General features: G+C 45.8%; 10 protein-coding genes. 2 read left to right on the plus strand and 8 right to left on the minus strand.

All coding sequences use genetic code 11. The features are described 5' to 3' along the window. Window positions 1-224: 224 nt before the first annotated feature. Window positions 225-3,179 carry a hypothetical protein gene (locus QUA44_RS02085; protein WP_333247646.1) on the minus strand — a complete coding sequence of 985 codons (2,955 nt, stop codon included), beginning with the start codon at window positions 3,177-3,179 and terminating at the stop codon, window positions 225-227. A gap of 310 nt (window positions 3,180-3,489) precedes the next feature. Between QUA44_RS02085 and QUA44_RS02090 the strand changes: the two genes are divergently transcribed. Together QUA44_RS02090 and QUA44_RS02095 are read left to right on the plus strand one after the other, a co-directional pair. Beyond that, the gene (locus QUA44_RS02090; protein ID WP_333247644.1) at window positions 3,490-6,000 is read left to right on the plus strand and encodes a zinc metalloprotease HtpX; all 2,511 of its coding nucleotides are present in this window, start codon (window positions 3,490-3,492) and stop codon (window positions 5,998-6,000) included. Between the two features lie 1,115 nt (window positions 6,001-7,115). Beyond that, window positions 7,116-7,682, plus strand: a complete 567-nt coding sequence (locus tag QUA44_RS02095; RefSeq protein ID WP_333247643.1) for an RNA-binding protein — start codon at window positions 7,116-7,118, stop codon at window positions 7,680-7,682. A 338-nt stretch (window positions 7,683-8,020) separates the two neighbouring features. On the opposite strand, the gene QUA44_RS02100 is transcribed toward QUA44_RS02095, so the two are convergent. The 7 genes from QUA44_RS02100 to QUA44_RS02130 all read right to left on the minus strand — a co-directional run bounded on the left by QUA44_RS02100 (window position 8,021) and on the right by QUA44_RS02130 (window position 21,136). Continuing rightward, window positions 8,021-9,028, minus strand: coding sequence for a tellurite resistance TerB family protein (locus QUA44_RS02100; protein ID WP_333247641.1), 1,008 nt, complete (start codon window positions 9,026-9,028; stop codon window positions 8,021-8,023). A gap of 164 nt (window positions 9,029-9,192) precedes the next feature. Then, window positions 9,193-15,831 carry a CHAT domain-containing protein gene (locus QUA44_RS02105; RefSeq protein WP_445243724.1) on the minus strand — a complete coding sequence of 2,213 codons (6,639 nt, stop codon included), beginning with the start codon at window positions 15,829-15,831 and terminating at the stop codon, window positions 9,193-9,195. A gap of 255 nt (window positions 15,832-16,086) precedes the next feature. Then, window positions 16,087-16,233, minus strand: a complete 147-nt coding sequence (locus tag QUA44_RS02110) for a hypothetical protein (RefSeq protein WP_333247638.1) — start codon at window positions 16,231-16,233, stop codon at window positions 16,087-16,089. A gap of 31 nt (window positions 16,234-16,264) precedes the next feature. Continuing rightward, window positions 16,265-17,371 (minus strand): hypothetical protein, encoded by a 1,107-nt coding sequence (locus QUA44_RS02115; RefSeq protein ID WP_333247635.1) that lies wholly within the window; start codon window positions 17,369-17,371, stop codon window positions 16,265-16,267. Continuing rightward, window positions 17,368-19,224: a CHAT domain-containing protein gene (locus QUA44_RS02120; protein ID WP_333247633.1), complete on the minus strand. Its 1,857-nt coding sequence runs from the start codon at window positions 19,222-19,224 to the stop codon at window positions 17,368-17,370. The genes QUA44_RS02115 and QUA44_RS02120 overlap by 4 nt, the downstream gene beginning before the upstream one ends. A 30-nt stretch (window positions 19,225-19,254) precedes the next feature. Further along, window positions 19,255-20,409 (minus strand): DUF1822 family protein, encoded by a 1,155-nt coding sequence (locus QUA44_RS02125; RefSeq protein WP_333309465.1) that lies wholly within the window; start codon window positions 20,407-20,409, stop codon window positions 19,255-19,257. A 25-nt stretch (window positions 20,410-20,434) separates the two neighbouring features. Next, a complete protein-coding gene (locus QUA44_RS02130; protein WP_333247630.1) occupies window positions 20,435-21,136 on the minus strand; it encodes a hypothetical protein in 702 nt (233 codons plus the stop codon). Between the last annotated feature and the right edge of the window lie 982 nt (window positions 21,137-22,118).

Consider the following 22,118-nt stretch of genomic DNA (forward strand, 5'->3'; position numbering starts at 1 on the left):
TACAAGGTTAAATAGCTAAATTCGAGGGCGGGCCTTTAACGTTCAGCCCTGAGTCCGGCAGGGGTTTCAACCCCTGCCTCAAAGCAAAAGTCCTCGCTATGAGGACTGAAGAATTCATTAGTCCTCATAGCGAGGACTTTTGCTAAAAGCCCCGTGGAATTCATTCCTTGGCGGCCTTTCGGTTTAAGTTAACTGGACACGTCCTCCTTTTTAATGCCGCGTCTTTACTCCTTGCGATCGAGGTAAATGCTGAGACTATCCTCACCCAAATTATCGAGAAGTTGTTGCAGCGCGTCGCGGCTATTGCGAACCAGATCGTTGTTAGGAGCAATGGCTAAAGATCGATTAAACATTTCCAGAGCCTCTTGCCCATTCTTGAGTGCTTCCTGTTGCTCAGATAATTTTGCTTGTAAATCACCCAGTATTCTCAGTGCAATACCTTTGTTGTTGAGGACAATGATGTCATCCGGTGCAATAAGTAAAGCTCTATTGTAAGCAGCGATCGCATCTGAGTAAGACTGTTTTGCCACCTCAAATTCACTTAGCTGTGTTTGCAATTCACCCAGACTTAACAGCGCATTCCCTTTCTTGTTGAGAGCACAGATATAATCCGGTGCAATAAGTAAAGCAGAATTACAGGCAGCGCTCGCCTCAAAGTAAGACTGTTTTGCCGTCTCAAATTCACTTAGCTGTGCTTGCAATTCACCCAGACTTCGCAGCGCATTCCCTTTGTTGTTGAGAGCATTGATATAATCCGGTGCAATAAGTAAAGCAGAATTATAGGCTGCGATCGCTTCTAAGTAAGACTGTTTTGCCGCCTCAAATTCACTTAGCTGTGCTTGCAATTCACCCAGACTTCGCAGCGCATTCCCTTTGTTGTTGAGAGCATTGATATAATCCGGTGCAATAAGTAAAGCAGAATTATAGGCTGCGATCGCTTCTAAGTAAGACTGTTTTGCCGCCTCAAATTCACTTAGCTTTGCTTGTAATTCACCCAGCCGTAGTAGCGCAATCCCTTTGCTGTTGAGAGCATTGGTATAATCCGGTGCAATAAGTAAAGCAGAATTACAGGCAGCGCTCGCCTCAAAGTAAGACTGTTTTGCCGCCTCAAATTCACTCAGAATTGCCTGCAAATTACCCAGACGTAGTAGCGCAATCCCTTTATTGTTGAGAGCACAAAGGTAATCCGGTGCAATAAGTAAAGCAGAATTACAGGCAGCGATCGCCTCAAAATAAGACTGTTTTGCCGTCTCAAATTCACTTAGCTGTGCTTGCAATTCACCCAGACTTTGCAGCGCATTCCCTTTGTTGGTAAGAGCAGCGATATCATCCGGTGCAATAAGTAAAGCAGAATTATAGGCTGCAACTGCCTCTAAATGTTCCTGTCTTGCCTCTACATATCGAGCCAACCGAGCATAGTAATCTCCCTCCGAGCGCGAAACTCTACCAAGCCAATAATCACTTTTAATCCACAACTCATCTCTAACTCCCAGCAGCGACTCGCATTCCCCGTAACGACTCAGCCGCAATGCTTCATCAAACACCTCTTCCCATTCCTTCACACCCCGCTCCCAATCCAAGCGATTAGCATGATAAATTGCCTCAGCCACATCCCCCACTTCCCGATAATGCCCCTCTAAAACCTCATGCGCCCTGCGAGTTTTCGGATGATCCCGATCGGCATCCAAACGCCGCAATAAATCGTGAATCCGATACCAGTTATCCCCCCGCTTCTGCGATTTCCACACAAAGGAAAAACCCGTCAACATCTCAAAATTTGCACTGCTTGCCTGGAAGTGGCAACCAGATCCCAATTTTACGTACAAATCCTCATCAAAAGCGCGACCAGCACTCAGCGAATGCACGGCCGATCGCACTTCTCGATCGACATAACTCAGCAACCGATCTGTTAATTCCGCAGTCTTGTTTTCCAACTTCGGAATCCGCGCAAAATCCGACGACATCAACTCAATTCCCCGCCTTCTTTCTGCCAGCACCGCATCCGCGCACAAACCCAAATAAAACGGATGTACCTGCAAATTCTCCCAATTATCAGCGGGATTGACGCTGGCATATTTAATTACAGCATCTGCCAAATCTGCCTTGTCAATCTTCACTTTGTGCAAGTAATCCCTCGCATCATCCGGCGACAAATGCCACACCAATTGTGCATCTATATAATCTGCGGGAATCGGAAACCTTGACGCATTCGGCCACCGCAATTGCGTCACCGGACACTCTCGCCCCGCCACAACAACTACAATCCCCAATTTGTAATCCAATGCCCTCAACAACCGCCGAAACCACTCATCTTGATACCAAAAAGTTGCGCCTTGAGAATTGCGTTTTTCATCCCACATTTTCTCGTGAGTATCGAACAGCATCACGAGGCGATCGGGTTTATTTTTGCCAGCCATTGTCGCATTCAAATCCCCAGCAAACAATTTCGGCAAATAGTCGGTTAACTCAGTATCAATATCTAGACGGCGAATTTCCTCCGCCTTTTCATCGCTGACGCCCAAGCGATTTTGAATTAATTTCATCGCCCGCTTAATCCCGCCCAATTTATCTATCCCTTTGAGCACCGCTACAGCTTGCGCCACCACCGGAAAATCTGCAAAAGTTTCAATTATAGGTACCACCAATTCCGCCACATCATCGGGGAAAAGTTGGTTGAGAGTTGCCTGTGATTCGCCTTTGTTCAGCAAATACCAAAAGCAAGCAAAGTCATAATTTGGAAATTTAAATTTATATTTCTTAGTGGCTGCTGCCAGATTTCGGCGCAGCATCAGCAAGCCGTAAAATCTATCTTGCGGTTTATCTTCTTTAATCGGTATCAATCCGAAATCGTGTCTGACTGCGGGTATGGGAGTGTAGGTCTTAGGTTCAGCATAGCGGACAAAATCAGCAACTTGGGCGGCTTGTGATTCTGGGATGTCGTGCAATTGTTTCCACACCTGCGGCGAAAACCTTTTGCAGCAGTGAAACTGCAAGTGTTGTAGCAGCAAAGACTTGCCGTTGCCTCCATCTCCGTAAAAATACAAAATTTGTTGGCGCGCGGGGTCTTCGTTTAAATAAAAGGCAAATCGGCGGGTAAATTCGTATCTGTCGGTAAAAAGTTCCAGTTTGCGATCGCCGCTAATAGATTCGCTTTCAAAATCTTCGTCGTCAATTGGCATAAGTGTGCAGGTGAGGTATTAATTTAATTATAAGCAAAAATTTGATGGAATCGGCGATTGAAACCCGGCGATTGAAATCGCTTCTACACAAACAAAGTCCGCCTTCGCCGACTAAAAGAGCAAGGAAGTATTTAACCACAAATTGACATAATTCTTCAGTCCTCTTTTAGAGGACTTTAGCTTTGAGGCAGGGGTTTAAACCCCTGTCGGATCGTGGCGATCGTGCAATATCTCAGAAACAAATAATTTTAGTGAAATTACTTAAGTACCTTGTGGCAAAAGTTGCAACTAATGACAGCAAAATAGAGCTGTGTTAGAACAGTTATCGATCGACCAGCAAAGCTATCTTAGAAAGGACGCTAGCGAAAGCACAGTCATGGCACCTCCCACTAATCCAAATCCGGCGGATTCATCTGCAAAACAGTCTCTAGAGGCTGGGCTCGCAGCTTTGAAACAGCAGGATTACCCCACCGCGATCGCCCTTTTAGAATCCGTTACCCAAACCGCAGCTAATCAGCCGTCGGGAATCCGCGCGCAGATGGGGTTAGTGGCTGCGTACAAAGCCACCGGTAATGTTAAAGAGGCGATCGCCCTGTGCACATCCCTCACCAAAATCCCCAACACCCAAATCAAAACCTGGGCCGATCGCACTTTAACCGAATTAACCCCACCTCTCCCCCCAAAACCAGCGGAAACTCCCCCAAAAACAGGCTTTGTCGCCTTCAATTCAGCAACGGAATCAGCGAAAAAAACGGTTAAGGGCGATGGCTTACGCCCCGCTTCGCTACGACCGACCGCAGACCAAAAAACCGGATTTTCAACCTTAGAGCCGACTGCCACGCCAGGAAACACCAAATTGACACATATTTCACCGCCACCACCACCCCCCAAACCGGCAATATCCACAGAAACCACACCCGATACAGAAACTAGCGACGAAAATAGCCCCCGTTCCTCAACAGATACTTACCAACTAACTTGGCGCGAAGCAGCGCGCGTGAAAAGCCCGCGTCCCCTCAAACCGCTAAAGTTGCTGGAGTTTCGGATCGAAGCTTTTGCAAGTGCGATCGCCCTATTTTTCCTAGCCCGCTTTATCCTGCAATTCCTGCTGACAAACACTAATTCTCTGTTGGTTCAGCTTTACATATTCACTAGACTGCCTATTTTCGCGCCGATTCAGCTTTTTTACCGCGATCCAACTCCCTTTGTTCAGATGGTTTTTGGATTGCTTTTGGCCTCGTCTCCCTGGCTGATAGACGCGCTGCTGAAACTGTTTTGCGGCATCGAAACTCTGCGCGGGTCAGTTTTATCCAAGCACAGCAAGGAAGCTAGTCGGGTACTGCGAAGTTATTGTACGAAGCAAAATATGCCGGTGCCGCTGCTGAAACTCTTGCCGCTGAATGTTCCTGTAGCTTTCAGTTACGGCTGTTTGCCCCGTTTTGCTCGGATTGCTGTGAGTCGCGGGCTATTGGAACAATTGACGGATGATGAAATTGCCACTATTTTCGCGCGGGAGTTGGGCCATATCTCTCACTGGGATTTTGCGCCGATGTCCCTGGCGCTGCTGGTGATTCAGATTCCTTACTTGATTTATTGGCAGGTGGCGCACTGGCAAGAGCGGTTGTGCGATTTAATGACGATCGAGTTTTTGCGTTCTGCTGTCAAATTTGTGGCCGCTGCAATTTCTGCTATTAGTTACGGGATTTATAAGTTGTTCAGGTGGCCGATGTTGTGGGTGTCGCGCCGCAGAGTATATTTTAGCGATCGCACTGCTGCGGAAATTACGGGTAATCCTAACGGTTTGACGCGGGCATTGTCTAAAATTGCGATCGGCATTGCTGCTAATATCGAGCAGCAAAAACAAACTAGCTTTTTCCTCGAAAGTTTCGATCTATTGTTACCTGTAGGGGTTGGACAAGCTGTAACCCTTGGTTCTGCTGCATTACACGCGCCGCTGGAACAGATTTTGCTGTGGGATGTCAGCAATCAGGAGCGCAATTGGTTGACGGTTAACCGCGCGCATCCTTTGCTGGGAGAGCGTTTGAAGCTGTTGGCTCTGTATGCTCAATTCTGGCAACTGGAGACAGAGTTAGATTTGGCAAACGCGGGAGTGCAAGCACCACCCAGGAAAGGAAAATTGTCTCTGTTTAAGTCAATACTCGAATTTAAAGACTCAAAACTATTTTTACAGGGTGCGCCGTTTTTTGGGATTCCGATGAGTTTGGCGATAGTCGGGGTGCTTTGGCTGATTGGCGGGATTTTTTCGAGGACGAGTATTTGGCAGTTGGATTGGCTTTGGGGCGATCGATCGATTCTTTGGGGCTGTTTGCCGATCGGATTTAGCATCGGTACTTTGATGCGGATCAATTATTTCTTCCCGGATATTATACCCCGAGAAACCGCTTCGCCGAGTTTGCCGGAAATTTTGTCAAATCCCGAGAGTTTGCCGCTGGATGCTGAACCGGTGCGGCTGGAAGGGCAACTTTTGGGTCGATCGGGTATGAGTAATTGGCTGGGACAAGATTTGATTTTGCAGACGGCGACGGGGTTGGTGAGGTTGCACTATGTTTCGAGGTTTGGCTACATTGGCTCTTTGTGGCCATTTTTGTTCAAAGAGACTACTCGCCCTAGCGATTTGATCGGAACATCTGTTGTGGCGACTGGTTGGCTGCGCCGTGGTGCTACTGTGGCGATCGACCTTGAAAGTCTCCGCAGTCAAGGAGGGAGGGTTAGTGACAGCGGACATCCGATTTGGTCTGCGATTTTGGCTTTTGCTGCTGCTATTTGGGGCGCATACATTATTATCCAGGGCCCAAGGTGAGGAATAGCGATCGGATTGTGGGGTGAATCTCACATCTTGCACCATTCTCGCTTAACAGGCAAGATGCCTGTTCCACAAGAAAATTCACTCTTTGTGGAACAGGCATCTTGCCTGTTCATAAAAAGCTTATTGAGAATGGTGCAACATCTCAGGTGAATCGGTGTCAACGCGCAGCCTCCATCGGTTTTGAGTTAAACAGCGGATTGGCGATCGGATTCTGGAGTTGCTCCCTACGCACCCTACAGTCTATCCGTTACATCCGTTACATCCGTTACAAAATCCGTTGCCGAACTTGCCTCTTCCTTCGTAAAGAAAAGTTGCTTTTTTGCCAGCATTCTGTTACATTAGTTTACATAAATTGAATTGAACCAAATAGCGCAATAACTTCAGTTGGCTAAAATCCCTTAAGGCATTGCGTAAAAATTGTCAACATCCCAACACAGCAAGTACAGCCAGCCGCTTGTCGGCTGTTTTTTTTCTACCGCTATTATTGCTGTGTGGGATGAATTCTCAAAAGTGATTCAGATGTGGTTTCCGTTAAATTCAGCCTGAAATCTTCCTAAATAACTAGCTCTGTTACCAAGGCTGTGATACCTTTAAAGAATGCTCGGACTCTGCCGGGCCCGATTTAAGGGATAGCGGGTAAATAAGTAGTTCTCAGCATTAGGAGCGAGATTAGGAACGAGGTAAGATTACTGCCTGAAAAAATGTTAGCCATTTTATCCATCACTGTATTAAACTGAATACTGGCATTCCGATCGCTTGCAATTGACATCCTTGGACATAAATTTCTAGACGGCGCTGGCTATAAACATTCTGAATCAAAACCGGAAGCAAGTAATACAGAATAGCCAATAGCCTAAACATTTGAGTGATGACTAAAAGTTTACACAACAACCTGAGATTTAAAAGCTCTCTGCATCGGCGGTTAAGTTCCGGCCTTATCAGAGTAAATCATCTTTTTGTTCTAAAAGGTGGGGGGAGCTGTCAAGGTTGGTGGGAGGAATGCGCCAATTCTCTGGTTATGTGGTGTTTGCCTGAAGTCAATATTCAGTTGACTTCAGGTAGTTCTGTTCGAGCAAATTAATTAAAATCCAAGTCTGGAGGAATTTTTCATGTCTATTCGTCTTTATGTTGGCAATCTACCAAAGGAACTCGATCGCCTAGAATTGCAAGAAGTTTTTGCACCGGAGGGTGAATCTGTTACCACAAAGGTAATTACAGACCGCAAAACTGGTAAATGCAGAGGATTCGGTTTTGTGACTGTGCTAACCGACGAACAAGCCGACCAAGTTATTGAGAAATACAACGGCTTGATGTTCAAAGAAAACCCACTGAAAATAGAGAAGGCATTGCCGCGCTCTAAGGGTAAATCTGAGAAGGGCGAAGAAGATCAGCAGCAGCAGTCGTCGCCGCAGTCACCGCAGTTGGTGTCCGCGTCGGCGTCGCCGTCTGTGCCAGCACCTGTGCCGCAACAGCAGCGCTCGGCTCCCCCTAGCCAAGGTGGAGGCGGTTCCAGCAAAAGCAATCGCCGTCGGGGTGACAACAACAAGTCTCGCCGCAATCAGTCAGCAGCAACGGTGTCGAGCGCTGATTCCGGCTCGGTGCAGCCAGATCCGCGCTGGGCGAGTGCTCTGGAAGAACTCAAGCAAAGATTGGTGGAAGCTCAGACTACTAATTAGTCGCCAATGGCAGCTAATTGCTGCTGTCTCTCGACTGTGGTTGACTGAATGTATCTGGAAGTGCGATCGAGAATCGGTCAAAAAACCCTGTTCTCGATCGCACTCTTTATGGCAAAAAACCTCTAATATCTAGCAGTGCGGTAAAATAACCGCGAGCCGGGAAGTAGTGAGGATTTAAGTCCTCCCTAGAAACCAGTTTGATTTTTGTCTATCGACCGGACACGATGTAATATCCTGAGAATGGTTGGCTAAAAACCCGGTTTCTCTGAAAATATAGGGTTAAGCAGCGAGAAATCTAGAAAGAAACCTGGTTTTTAGCCCGTCTAAACAAGTCCTCTTTATTCGATCGGCCCGAATTCGATTGTCTCAATAAAGTCAAAAATCTTGTTCATAATTCCCTCAACTTCAGACTCCAGGGAACCCAATTCATCCCCCTCCTGATAAATTCGCTGACAGCTTACGGTGTAGCAAAAATCGTCAGCAATAAAAGCCATAAGTCCCCGGTAAGCATCCAACCGAGTCAGAGGGCCATCGTTTTTCTGCCCGCTGAGAGTTGCACCCCCAGGCAAATCTAAAACCACGAAATAAGCTTCTTCATCTTCTAAATATTCCGCATGGAGTAACTTAGAATTGGCAACATTAGCAAGAATTGCCTGAGAAACAAAATTGTCGAGAAAAGACTTGAGATAACCTTCCTCGCCAACCGACTCGATTGTTTCTTCCACTTCACCAGCAACAGGGAAATAATCAATTTTCAGCAAAACGCCAAAGTCATCTGAAAATGCGACACAGCTTTCTTGATCATCAATTTTACCGCCTCGTTGATCGTCAACTGGAATGGGAACGCTAAAATTGCCTTCAGGAGATACGTACCATGCCACATCGAAATCAGACTCTTCGCCCTCTACTTCCGAGTAAGCAGCTATTACATCCTCAATAATTTCTGCTGCTTCCTCATCTTCCACACCTAATGCTTGCTGGAATTCCTGGAGAAAAGCCTCGTGCTTTTCAGATATTTCGCCATCGGCGACAAACATTGCTGCGGTTATTGCAAAAGTATCCAACACTAACTCATCTGGCATGGATTCCCAAGCAGTATTAAATAATGCTCCTAAACCGTCTTGGGCAACAATACCGGCGAGTCTTTGAAACATTGCTGACATATCATCTTCCGAGTATTCAGCAAATATTTCTGATTCCCAAAGTATGCTTTCTAAGATATCAGCATCCGTATCAGGGGAATTTGCCTCCGCTGCGACAAGTGCTACCGCTGCTACGGATTCTTCTAAAGTCAAGCTTGCTTCGGATTGGTCTTCTGAATTGAATATTTTATCAAACTTGCCCACAGGTTTTGCCCCGCTAGTGTTTAGTTGTGCTATTCATAGCAAATTTATGACATAAAAAGATAGTAGTCAGGGATACATTTACTTTTTGCAAAATGCCGCCAGTCAATGTGGGGTGTGTCTAGCCTTACACCTTACCACTCGTGAATATCAAATCTCCAATTAACCTACCAAGGACTGCCAATGATTGTGAATCCGGCCCAAAACTTCGGGTGAGAGAAATCTGCATTTGGTACTTGTGTCCATTGAGTAAGGTCGATCGCGCCTTGAGTTCCCCGCAATTGACCGTCTTTTACTACAATTTGTTTGTGGATCATTGCCAGTTGAGCTTTTCTGAGCGCTTCAGCTTTAATGTTTTCCGATCGCAAATTGCCATAAAACTCGGTCATCAGTCCCAAAGTGCCGATATCCTTAACTTTCCACAAACTCGCTAGCGCTGATTTGACACCGCTGCGGACGGCCAGTCCAGCAAATCCCATTTCTGCTGCTATATTGTCGCCGATCGCAGTTTCACACGCACTCAGCACCAATAACTCTACTTGTCGGCGATCGTACCACTTCGCCAACCTAAATTCATCCAGAGCCAAAGAGCGGTTCCACAGGTCAATCTCAGCTTCGTTGCGTCCGTTTTGATTTTGTGGAAAACTCGCGTGAGTAGCAAAGTGAACAATCTCAAAAGCCTGTTGCTGTCGCTGTTTGGTGAGATTTTCCAGGGTAAAGTCCTCGTTGAGAAAAAAGCGGCCCCGCCACAAGGGAAATTCGGAAGCAGGAGTGAGAAAACCTTCATTTCTGCTGAATCCCGCTTGATTTTTCTTGTCGGTGACGGTACCGGCGATCGCAGATAATTCGATCGGCACCGCAGGCAAAGCAGGTTTATCAGTGTGGGGAAATTGGGAAGCACCCATCGCTAAAACTTGAGCGTTTTTCAAACTTTGATACTTTGTGTTACTCAAGCTGACACTAGGAAGTGAGCCTACACTGTACTTTTCTACCAGAAATTGCTTGCCGTCGTGCAAAGCTGCTAGCGGCAGTTGGCGCAAACCGGCATCGAAGGAAAACACTAGAGTATCTATATTTAATGCTTCTAAATTTGAACTAATCGGCGCAATTAACCACTGGTAAAGTTGTTGAGCTATTGGCAAATATTCGTCATTTTCCGAATTATTTGGTTGACCCAAAGACCTCTGAAACTCTGCTACTGTTTTCAGCAATTGTTCGCTCTCGACAGGGATGTTTTTGAGAATCAGAGGGCCGTCGGGAACTACTAAAACTAGCGATAATTGTTCGAGACGGACGAGCGCGTAAACAATTACAGCTTGCTTCCCAGTTTCTTCCTTAATTGTTTTCAGAGTTTCTCTTAGATATTGAACGTTGATTTTTTTATCCGTGAAATTTTCCCCATAATAATTTTCGTAGTCTTGTTCAAAGAGTTGGTCAATTAGGGCAACAGCATCATTAGCATTGCCTTGGTCTAAAGTTTGTTCGACGAGCGCTCTGCTAATTTGTGACGGAAAGAGATTCGGGATATCTGCGGGTGCGGGATTTTCTGCGATCGGAGGGGGAGTGGGAGTTGGTTCGGGAGTTGGTGCGGGTGCGGGAATTGTTGCGGGCGCTGGAGTTGGTGCGGGAATTGGAGTTGGTGCGGGAATTGGAGTTGGTGCGGGTACTGGATTAACGGGAGGTGATTCTATTTGCGGCAGAGAGATTTGGGGAATATTTGCCAACCAATTAGTAGGGTTTTCAGCAGGTTGTTCTGGAGGAGGCGTCTCGGCGGGAGCGGGATTTAAGACTATATATCCGTCGGGTTGTTCGGTGGAAGAAGCGCCAAGCTGCGGCGGGTTTTCTGGAGGGTTTTCTGAAGCTGGGATAAAGGTAATATTGGGTGTTTCAACGGGCGGTATGTCGATCGATATTTGTCGATTATTTTCTAGTTGAAAGCCAACTCTGGTATTCCCAGTTTCACGATTTAGCTCGAAAGAAGTTTCAGCACCCAATAAATCGCCAATTAAAAAAGCTAAATTTTGTTGGGGAGTTTGGCTTTGGCTGACAGCGGGCGCGGGTACGATCGCACTTGCAGGCGCTGGTACGATCGCACTTGCAGGCGCGGGTACGATCGCACTTGTAGGCGCGGGTACGATCGAGCTTGCAGGTGCTAGCTGAATCTGAGTTACAGGCTGGGTTACAGAGGCAAGAGGGGCTGCGGGCGCGGGATTTGGTGCGTTTGAAGGTTGGGGGGCGATCGCAGGTTGAGTGCCGAGGGAGGAGTTGATTTGGGAAACAGAGGGAAGGGTAGGCCTCGAAGCTATGCGGGCAGCAGCGTTTGGGGTTGTGGGTGTTGAGGGCTGTGTGGGGCGCGCGCGGGGTGGCAGTACGAATGAATCGGGCAATTCAGGTAGTTGGATGTTGAGGGGAAAACCAGGTATCGGATCGGGTGTTGCCGAAGGTGCGATCGAAGTTTGGGGTGTTGCCGAAGGTGGGATAAATATTTGGGGAATTGGGAAAGGTGCGATCGAGCTTTCCGGTGTTGGGGATGGTGCGATCGAGCTTTCCGGTGTTGCCGAAGGTGCGAGGGGTAAACGCGGTTGGATTTGCGGGGAGGGCGTGCCTGCGGGCGCTGGAGTAGCTGCGGCTGTGGGTGCGGGCGCTGGAGTAGCTGCTGCTGTGGGTGCAGGTGTTGGAGTAGCTGCGAGTGTCGGTGCGGGCGTGGGAGTAGCTGCGGGTGTCGGTGCGGGCGTGGGAGTAGCTGCGGGTGTCGGTGCGGGCGTGGGAGTAGCTGCGGGTGTCGGTGCAACTATTGGCGGCGGTACGGAAATAATTTGAATGCGATCGCCATCCTGTTTGTGAGTATAAGGATAGGCAATATACGGCAAAATTGTTTGAATAGGATCAGAATTTCCCCTAGTAATTGCACCCGCCGTTCCATTGGTGGCAGAATCACCGACAATAAACGGCGTTAATCCTGCGCCTCCGTGGCGGATAATTATAGTACCGCCGCTGCTATCTCCAGGACTTCCAGCGGTAGAAATGCTAGCATTGATGCCGTTGCTGTCTGTGAAGGAATTGAGCGATCGAAAAAACCTTCCCATCCGAATCTCGACATTGCCTCCCGTACCCTTGCCGAGACTACTTTGAGCGTTAATTTGACTCACCGTAATATTGCCCGCAGCACTGCGGTTATAAGCCGTGACATTCCCTGCATTCCCCTGCGCCGAAGAGTCAATTTTACCAACAGTAATACTTCCGGTAGCGTCGAGCAAGATACTGCCACCATTACCAGCAGACGAGGTATTGATATCGCCCGCAGCAATATTAGTTCCAGCGCTCAAAGCAATATTACCGCCAGTGTTAGGGGAAGTCGCATCGAGATCACCTGTGGTGATTTCTCCTTTGTCGCTATCCAAAGAAATTCCGGTCGCTGACTTAATATTTTGGGCGGTAATATTATTCGTAGTAAAAATGTTAATTGCACCGGAATTTTTGGTGATATCATCTTCAATATGGATGCTGTTGAGGGCAGTCGCTTTGCCAACATCTTTACCAAAATCCACACTTCCCGCCTGGGGTTGAACAGTAAGACTGTAAGGCCCGTCAACAGTAGACTTAAAAGTAATATCGCCAGTATCTAAGATTTTGACCGACAGGTTGTCACCTAATGTTACCGGAGCGTTAAAAGTAATGTTATTGCGGTTGGTTTCGATCTGGCCACTGGCAGTAATAGAGTCATTTGCCTTAACATCAATATTGCCACCACTCACAGTAATACTGGGAGCGAAAGTGCGGGAATTAATATCAGATGTCGAAACTGTTCCGCCAGCAATTATGGTGATATCTCCGCCCTTGCCATTTGCCGCAGCGGTAATAATTGGGCCTGCTGTTGTGTCGATATTACCGCCGCTTTGAATGCGAAGATTGCCGCTATTGGCGTTGAACCCACTTAATAATAAAGCGCTACCAATTCCTGCCGTACTGATGTTGGTTCCAGCTTCGAGGGAAATATTGCCGCCGTTGTTGCCGCCGATCGCATTGATGATTCCGGCGGTAGTGTCGATCGCCCCGCCGCTTTTAAACGTGATTGAACCGCCGTCTTGATTGCCGATCGCCCGGATGTCGCTGGTAGTAATATTTCCCCCAGCATTTAGATTAACATTGCCGCCTGTGTTAGTTTTAAGATCGGGAGATGAACCGTCATAACTTGTCAATAGCTGACCTGTAGTAATATTGCCGTTGCTGTTAGTAAACTTTAGATTTCCGCCCTGGATTCCCGATACTAATACATCGCCTATATTAATGTCACCGCTGGCAGTAGATAAAGTAACATTGCTACCGTTGCCGCTACTAGAAGTACCCGCGATCGCGGTTCCTGTTGTCGGTGTTGTGATGCCGGTGCTGGCTTGAATGGTAATATTTCCAGCAGCGCGATCGCCCGTGACATCGATCGTTCCGGTATTTATGGAACCGGCAGTGCTCGTAAGTGCGATCGGGCCGCCGTTTTGATTCGCCGTTACATTGAGATTGCCAGTCGTAATATTGCGATCGGCACTCAAAGTAATTGATCCACCATTTTCCGGTAGAAAAATTGTATCATTTCCTGAGTCCTGAGAGCTGGTTGCATTTATTTTTCCTGTAGTGATGCTGCCCTTCGTGCTAGTAAAATTAACACTCCCGCCTTGCAATCTACCGTAGTTTAATACATCACCTGTTATAATATTTTCACTGGTAGAGATGGTGATATTGCCACCATTACCCCCATCTGAAGAATTATTTATATCGCCAAGCTCAATATTGCCATTTACGCTGGTAATATTGATAGTTCCACCATCTGCTTTCGATTCACCTGTACTATTTGAGCCTATAAGATCTACATTAATATTACCATTTGCCTGTAACGTTATAGAACCAGGACGGTCGGGGGAATCGCCATTTCCACTGCTGATATGTACTCCACTTGGAGAAAAAATAATAGCTCCTTGTTCGCTGATGATGGTAACGTTACCGCTATTACCAGTAGGTTTGAAGGTAGGAGAACCCCCAGCAAAACTCTCTATACAAACAGAGGGATTAGAACAGTTCATAGAGATATCGCCTTTTGCTTTGAGAGTAATGTCACCCGCTCGACTTGGTGAGAAAGAAGCTATATTTCCTGTAAGAGTAAAGCTGCCACCTGCATTAACAGTAATATTACCGCCATTGCCATTAACAGAACTAACTATAGCACGAAGTTCTCCTGTTGAAATATTTCCTCCAGCAGTCAAAGATATAGAACCAGCGTCACCCCCAAAATTATCTGTTTTAATGTTTCCTGTTTGAATATTGCCTGTAGCTTGCAAAGTTATAGGGCCAGTTTGACCAATTCTTATAAAAATATTTGGATCGGGATACGTGTCAATGTTTCCTGTTTGAATGTTGCCGCCAGATCGCAAAATTACCGATCGCGAACTTCCCAAGATAAATTCATCACCCGTAGTAGCACCAGCCAAAGTTGCATCTGGACTCGTAATTATGATATCTCCAGTAAAAGTAATATTTCCCGTACCCGAAGTGGTATCTACCTTGAGGGAAGCCCCCGTATATCCCCCAGAGGTATAGTCATTAGGCTGCATAATTGGATCGTACAAACTGGTAAAATTAGCAGGTTTGCCCGAACGATCGAGAATTGACATATTATTGCCACTGCGAAAGTGAGCATCTGTAGATATGATGCCATCACTCACTAAAGTCAGATTTCCACCGCTCACAAAAGGCGTTTGCGAAAGATGATTTAGCGCCAAAAGATCGATACTTTGATTTCCCTGAATGTAGAGATTTCCGCCAGCATTAGCCACAAACGGATTTGCCACGCTGTCGCGCACCCGCACAGTATTGTTAGCCAGCAAATTCAAATCGCCAGTTGTACGCAACAGACTTTCAACTAATGTCAAATTGCGATTAGCTGACAGCGTTGCAGTCTCCGCACTTACTGCTTTAGCAGTGACATCTCCATTCTCTACCTGCAAACCAGAACCCGTTAATTCTATTTGCCCTCCAGCGTTGACTGTCACCCCCGTTGCACTTCCCCCGCCACCCGCCAACAACTGCGGCAAAGATGCAACTGGCAACACCCAATTTTGAGGCAAACTCCCGGCTACAGATTGCGGCTGAATCTCCAAACTCAACAGATTTCCCGGTTGACTAATTCTGACTAAACTTTCACCCGGTACAGCCGCAACAGTAATATTTCCTCCCGGTGCAGAAAGTTGTCCCGTACTCAAAACCGTGCCGCCCAATAAACTTAAATTTTGCCCTTCTCCCACTGCCAAATTGCCTAAATTGACAATTCCTCCCGGCTGTGTATTTGTGAAAGCAAAACTATTAGGATTTCCGACTAATAAAGCATAATTATTAGTACCAGCCGCGCTAAACCAATTATTGCCAAAACCGAGGCCCGTCGCAGTAGTCGCGGTGAAAGCAGCAGGCACGTTCAAACTGGCATTTGTACCGAAAACAATCCCCGCCGGATTCATTAAAAATAAATTAGAATTGCCGCCCGTTATTTGAATTAATCCGTTAATTAACGAAGCATCGCCGCCGACAACTCGCCCTAAAATATTGCGGATATTGGGATTTGATATAAAATTAGCAGTTTGTCCTTGAGTTAAACCAAATTGCTGGAAACTGTGAAATAGATTTGCACCGTCGCCGGATTGTTGGCCGCCATTAATATTGAATTGGTTGCCGCTGGGAGTAATTTGAGTATTCGTGCCGTCGGTTGCGGGGGTGATTTGGGCTGTGGCTGTTTGGGATGGGAATAAAAGTCCTATTTCCCACATTGCTAAGGTGGTGAAGGAGAGGAATGTGAGGAAAAAGCGCGGTTTTTTGTATGTTGATTTCATGGTTTTTGTTAGTAGATGATATCTCGTACACTCTGATAGTCTGCGAGTCCCTCAGTCCGCCAGGGGTTTCAACCCCTGGCTAATAGCGAAAGTCCTCTTCAGAGGACTGTAAAAAAAAGTTGGCTATTAGTTGATTTTAGCCAGGAGACGGCAGTGCCGTTTCCCTACAATTAATCGGGTGATAGTTGGCTATTAGTTGATTTTAGCCAGGAGACGGCAGTGCCGTTTCCCTACAATTAATCGGGTGATGGTGACATCTCTCAGATCGTACTCATGATTATTTTGGGGTAGGGAAACGGCACTGCCGTCTCCTCCGTTGCTTTGAGTCAGGGAATTCATTCCCTGCCGGAATTCACATCACAGCGCGTTACTATTTCCTCTCTTCCCTTCTTTGCAAATCCCGCAATTGCTTCTCTACTTTCTCCGCCATTGGCAAATCTCCCAAAGTTTGAAATCCATCTTTTGCCATTCGTAAATAACCCATAGCCTCCAGATTGTTTCTCATGGATGAATGAACTTGTCCCAAACCGTAACGAGCCTCGGTTAGCTCCTCGATATCGTCGGGTTTAGCTGTACCGATCGCCTTTGAATAGTATAATTCAGCCTGTGGCATCAGTTGCAAGCGCTCCCGATACAGGTCGCCCAAAGTGCGGTAAATTGGCGGTGTTTCAACTCCAGTTTTTGACAAACTTTCTAAGGTTTCTATTGCTTCTGCAATCAAGTTGGTGCTAAGATAAATCTGGGATATTGCTAATTTTTTAGCCGCTGGATTGGGTACTTGTTTGTCGATCGCCCCAACCTCACTTTTCACCCTTTCCACCTCACCCTCATCCAGCAACCCAAATTCTGTATCTCCTTCTACCACCGGAGTTTCAGAAGAAGCACCCGTATTCGCCTCGACAATCAATCTGTACTTAACACCCGGTTTCAGCGCCGGTTCCCCCGGATAGACAGCCTCAGTACCGCTAACAGTCATTTCCCAGTTTAATTTCGCTCCATTTTCCCGGAGGCTCAACTTATAGCTAGTAGCGCCAGCAACCGGATTCCACCGCAAAATTGGCTTGCTGTCAAGCAATTTCGTGCGCCTCGGACTGATTATATAAGGAATTGGCGCGCTATTCCAAGCAATTTTATCGTCGCCGCGATCGGGACATTTAACCAAGTCGGCGCTACAATCAGATTTAGACTTTTCTTTAGCTAACAAACAGCTATTCAATTGATTTTCACTCCCTGCGATCGACTTTATTCCCAAATCAGCACATTGCAGCATAACTTGTCCGTTTTGTGCTGTTCGCAATTTGTCTCCCGGATAAATCAGCGTACCGCTGGTAGGGCGGACAATTAGCCCGTTTTGGCGCTCGATCGCAACTTCCCCGCTAGTATGGATAATTAGTCCGTTGGATATTCGGTTGCTGGCTGCTAGTGCGGTAGTTGCGATCGAACTTAAACCGATAATAATTGCCATCCTGGTTTTCATTTGATATTTCCTTTTGCTTGTAAACGTTGGTGGGCAATTTCCATACATTCATCTTGTTTCGGCACGCGGTAATTAGAATATTTAAGCGCCTGATTCCAAGCTTCTAAGGCTGCTTGCGGCTTACCTTTGATTTCGAGAACCTGTGCTAAAAGACATTGAGCTTCTGGGCTGTCGCCTCTGAATCCTATTGCTATTCTCAAATCTGCTTCAGCAGCGTCATATCGCTTTTGTGTCAACCGCACCCAGCCGCGATTTTTAAAACAAGCGGCTTTTACTCCGTCGTATTCAGTATTTTCTAAACAAGCGGCGACAAACTTTAAAGCTTCTTGAGGTTGATTGTCGATAATGAGCGATCGAGATATTTGAGCATTCGCCTCAGCAGAACCCCGCCGCGCGGCCTCCTTCATTGCTTTTTCGGCGTATTCTTTTTCATTCAATCTCTCGTACAAATCGGCTAAATTATAGTAAGAACCAGCATAATTTAGATTGAATAAATTTGCTAATTGGTAGCATTTTTCGGCAATAAATAGTTGACCATTTTTGTGATTTATTCTACCAATTTCATTGGCAACACGGGCTAAGATCGGGCCCATTAATATATAGCCGATCGCCAAAACAGCTAAACTAATGCTTGTACGCTGCATAAGTTTAGTTGAAACAGTAAATTGGGGGCGGTTTGGGCGATCGGCCGCACCATCCGCTGCTGAAATCAAAGGTTTAGTTGCGCCTCTTCGCGGTAACGTTAATTCCTCAAAATTTGGATGCTGACATAGCACCGGAATCCCGCTAGCGCCCGGAAATTGAGATTCCCAGTGCAGCAAATCATCCTTAGCTTTTCGCATTGCCAAAAACAAAGGTTCTCCATCCGCCAGATATCCGAACAAAGACTTCACAAAATCGTGAGCAATTTGGTCGGGAATTGGTGCGCGCATTACAATTATTGACGGCAAAGGATAATTCTGGGCCACCAAATCCGCTGCTAATCCCAAACTCGAACAAGAATTAAAGATTAGCAATTGCAACCCTTTAAAACTCGCTCGCTTTACACCTATTTTTAAATCATTTACTGTAACAGTATTGTTGGCAGCATTTTGATTTATGTGCAGCCGTCCGTTAGTAGCATTATTGTCGCTATCGCCGTGTCCTGCAAAAAAGAAAATTTGCCAGCCTTTTTCATCAAACAGTTGTTCGTTAAACTCTTCCGGCGTCGGGTTATCTAAAAATTCTAATTGGCAGCGATCGCCCAAACTTTGTGCGATACTTTTAGTATCTTTTTTAACATCTATGCCTTTACTATTACCTAAAACGCATAAAATTCTGCCCCTAGAAGGTAGATATATTCCTGCTTGAGTTTCCTGCTGATGTGGTATTGTATACTCTGACGGACTGCGGATGATTTCACTGTTGCGGTACACTTCCCGAAAGTTCCACACATCCCAAGGCAACTCGCAAATCTCAGAATTATCGCACTCTAGAAATATTTGAATGTATTCAGATGTATTGCCGATTTGCGTCCTGAGATTTACCTCAATTTTTCGGTAAAATTCGTCAGCATTCAGCCATTTTTGCATTTCTTCTTTCAACCCTTCATAGATAGCGCGAGGATTGTTTTCCGAAACATAAGCTGTGCTTGTAGGCTTGATTTTTATCCGAGAATTGCTTCTGCTAGATTGGAACCCGGAACAACAAACTTTCCATCTTCTTTGCAGTACCTCAAGGTCTGGTACTGGTGGCAAGCTTCCTTTGAATTGAATATTGATAGGTCTTGCTTGGTTTTTCAACTTTGCCGTGACGTGAGGAAAGCCTTCTTGAAGAGTTCCAGACCCTAAAGCCAATATGACAGTCCAAGTCATAAATTTGCTGCGGTAAGAGTAATTAGAGAATCATACCATAAAAGTTTCTGTTATGCTCAAATCGTCGATCGCCAGTCGAATACCAAAACATTCTCCGGGTTCTACGTAAAATTCCAGTGAAATGCACTGATGTTGAACAGTAGATTCAAGTTCCTGTAAAATTTCTCCAGCATCAGATATTAGCGACAGTTTAAGGTGACGCGGCAAATAACGATCGCCAATCGCCGGATGCAATTGCACGTGAACTCTGAGAGTGCGATCGTCATCTTCGGCAATCGCTACCAACAAAGCAATAATTGTTGAACCCAAACGCATTCCCAAATCAATCAACTTTCCCCGCGTGACATCAGCTTCGGGAAACCTATTGATATTACTTCTAAGCCCGTGCGAAACGGATTCTGTACCGGAATTTCCACCTCCTCTAAATACAAAACTTGGGTTATCGTCAGGAAAAATCAGGTCTTCTAAATTTTGTTTACCTTGCTCGATTTTCTGCCAACCTGTTTCTGCAACATTCTGCAACCAATTGCCTAAATTAGATTTGACCGGATTTTCAATTTCAGTCGGTTCAGTCTCCGGTTGCGGATCGAATATCGATTCAACAGACAGCCAATCCGATGTAAATATATTCTCCAACCACTGACGCAGATCGACTTGAGATTCATGTATTTGTTCCAGATGAATCAAAAATTCATCCAGGGAATGCAAATCGCTCAATACTAACTCACCCGTTGTCGCAGTCGGAGAAAAGCCCAGCAATCTTGCTTCTTTTTCTTCTTCATCAATTTCGACCGCAATATAACCGATGCGTTCATCCCTAGCTTCAGTGGGAACGCGACACATTTCCGGCAAATCTGCCGCAGAATTTTCATTGTCATTTTGTACGTTGTGATGAACTTTTCTAATTGGGATGCACTCAATTTTACCCAATCCTTTGATATACAAATCTGCGACATTTTCAAACAAGCGAATCACTGGATTCCAGCTATCGCATTGACTCAAGTCAGTTTCAATATCTAACAATTTTAAATAATCGCCAACTACCAACACTGCCAAAGTGTTGATATAAATTTGTTCCACCTTTTGCGGATGATTGTGTTCGGAAGCAAATTGCGATGCTAGACGAATTGCCTTTTGGGTAATTGGCATTGGTAATGATTGGATTCCGGTACTATTGTTTTTCATTTGCCTAGTTGAACTCCCTGTATGATTAATAGCCATGATGTTTGCCAAATTTTTCCAACAAACGAGGACGACATTTGTTTTTCCAAAACCCGTAGATTGTCTGATAAGCGCAGCCATATTCTGCGGTCATTTGCGTAATATTTTTACCAGACAACAAATTTCTCAAGATAACTTGACAAGTTAGATCCTTCCGTCCTCGAATGTGTGCGTTTAATATGCCATCAGGATTAGTCTCGATCCAGTTTTTAACGGTTTCAAAGTATTGGATACATTCAATAATATGACTGTCATCCTCAGCGGGTATCTCTTCGATTCTATCTCTCCGCGTTCCGTCTTCTGAAAATTGTTCTCGATCGCATCTCCTGCTATTTTCTCTATCTACCCTCACAACCCAATTTTGCAGCCGTCGCTTGAAATAATAATTGAACCAAGTCATCGGGTTACTGCGAGTAGGATCGTACTGACGGCCCGTGCGGGATTCGCACAAATTGCTACAGAAAAACACCCACTGTTCTGCTAGAGCATCTTCATAGTAAGGTACTTTTTCCTTCCAGATCAGACCGGAGTTTGTCATTTTAGTAACAAGCTGACTCAATAAACGTTTCTGCTTCCAAGGGTTCGATGTTTCCTGGCGAATTTGGGTGACAAGGATGTCGAGCTCTTGATATAGAATTTGTCGATCGCATGGGTGGTCTTCCCCCTGGGAGGGGTTGTACTCATCATTCATAGTTCAGTGCGGCCGCAACTTTGTTCCTACATTTACTTATCAGGGTTAGCTGGGAAATTTTATGTGAAATTCTGAAAGTTTTTTGCGGCAGATGGTTGAAAGTCCTGCTGTGCGGTGGATTTGGCTGTAAAATTGGATGTAAATTTTTGTTAAGACTAGCGCATCGGAACTAAAGAAACCGGGTTTTTCAAGAACAGGCTCTCCGGCCTGTTCCACAAAAATGCAATTAATTTTTTGTGGGGTGGGCTCGCGAACAGGCTCTCCGGCCTGTTCCACAAAAATGCAATTAATTTTTTGTGGGCCGTTTCTCCTAGCCCGCCTATGAAAGCCTTATTCACGCATCAAAATCAAAGAAACCGGGTTTTTGGGGTTTTTGCCATTTGTAACGAGTATTATCCGAAAAAACCCGGTTTCTGACCACCCGTGCGTAAGTTCGATCGCCCCCAAAACCCCAAAAACACGGATTATTCCGTACTTCCACCCAGTGTTTGCAAAACTTTACCAAAAAACTTGAGAGTTTTGCATAAAACCACTGAGTTCACCCTGATAGATAAATAGGAAGAACAAACAGGCCTGACGGGGCGATCGCCCTTAAATCCCGAAAACACCGGTTTTTCCGTACTTTCACCAGTGTTTGCAAAACTTCACAAAAAAAACTTGAGAGTTTTGCATAAAACCACTGAGTTCACCCTGATAAATAAATAGGAAGAACAAACAGGCCTGACGGGGCGATCGCCCTTAAATCCCGAAAACACGGATTATTCCGTACTTTCACGCAGTGTTTGCAAAACTTTATCAAAAAAAACTTGAGATTTTTGCATAAAAACACTGAGTTCACCCTGATAGATAAATAGGAAGAACAAACAGGCCTGACGGGGCGATCGCCCCAAAACCCCAAAAACACGGATTATTCCGTACTTCCACCCAGTGTTTGTAAAACTTTACCAAAAAACTTGAGAGTTTTGCATAAAACCACTGAGTT

The organism is Microcoleus sp. N9_A2 (assembly GCF_036701775.1).
Classification (GTDB): domain Bacteria; phylum Cyanobacteriota; class Cyanobacteriia; order Cyanobacteriales; family Microcoleaceae; genus Microcoleus.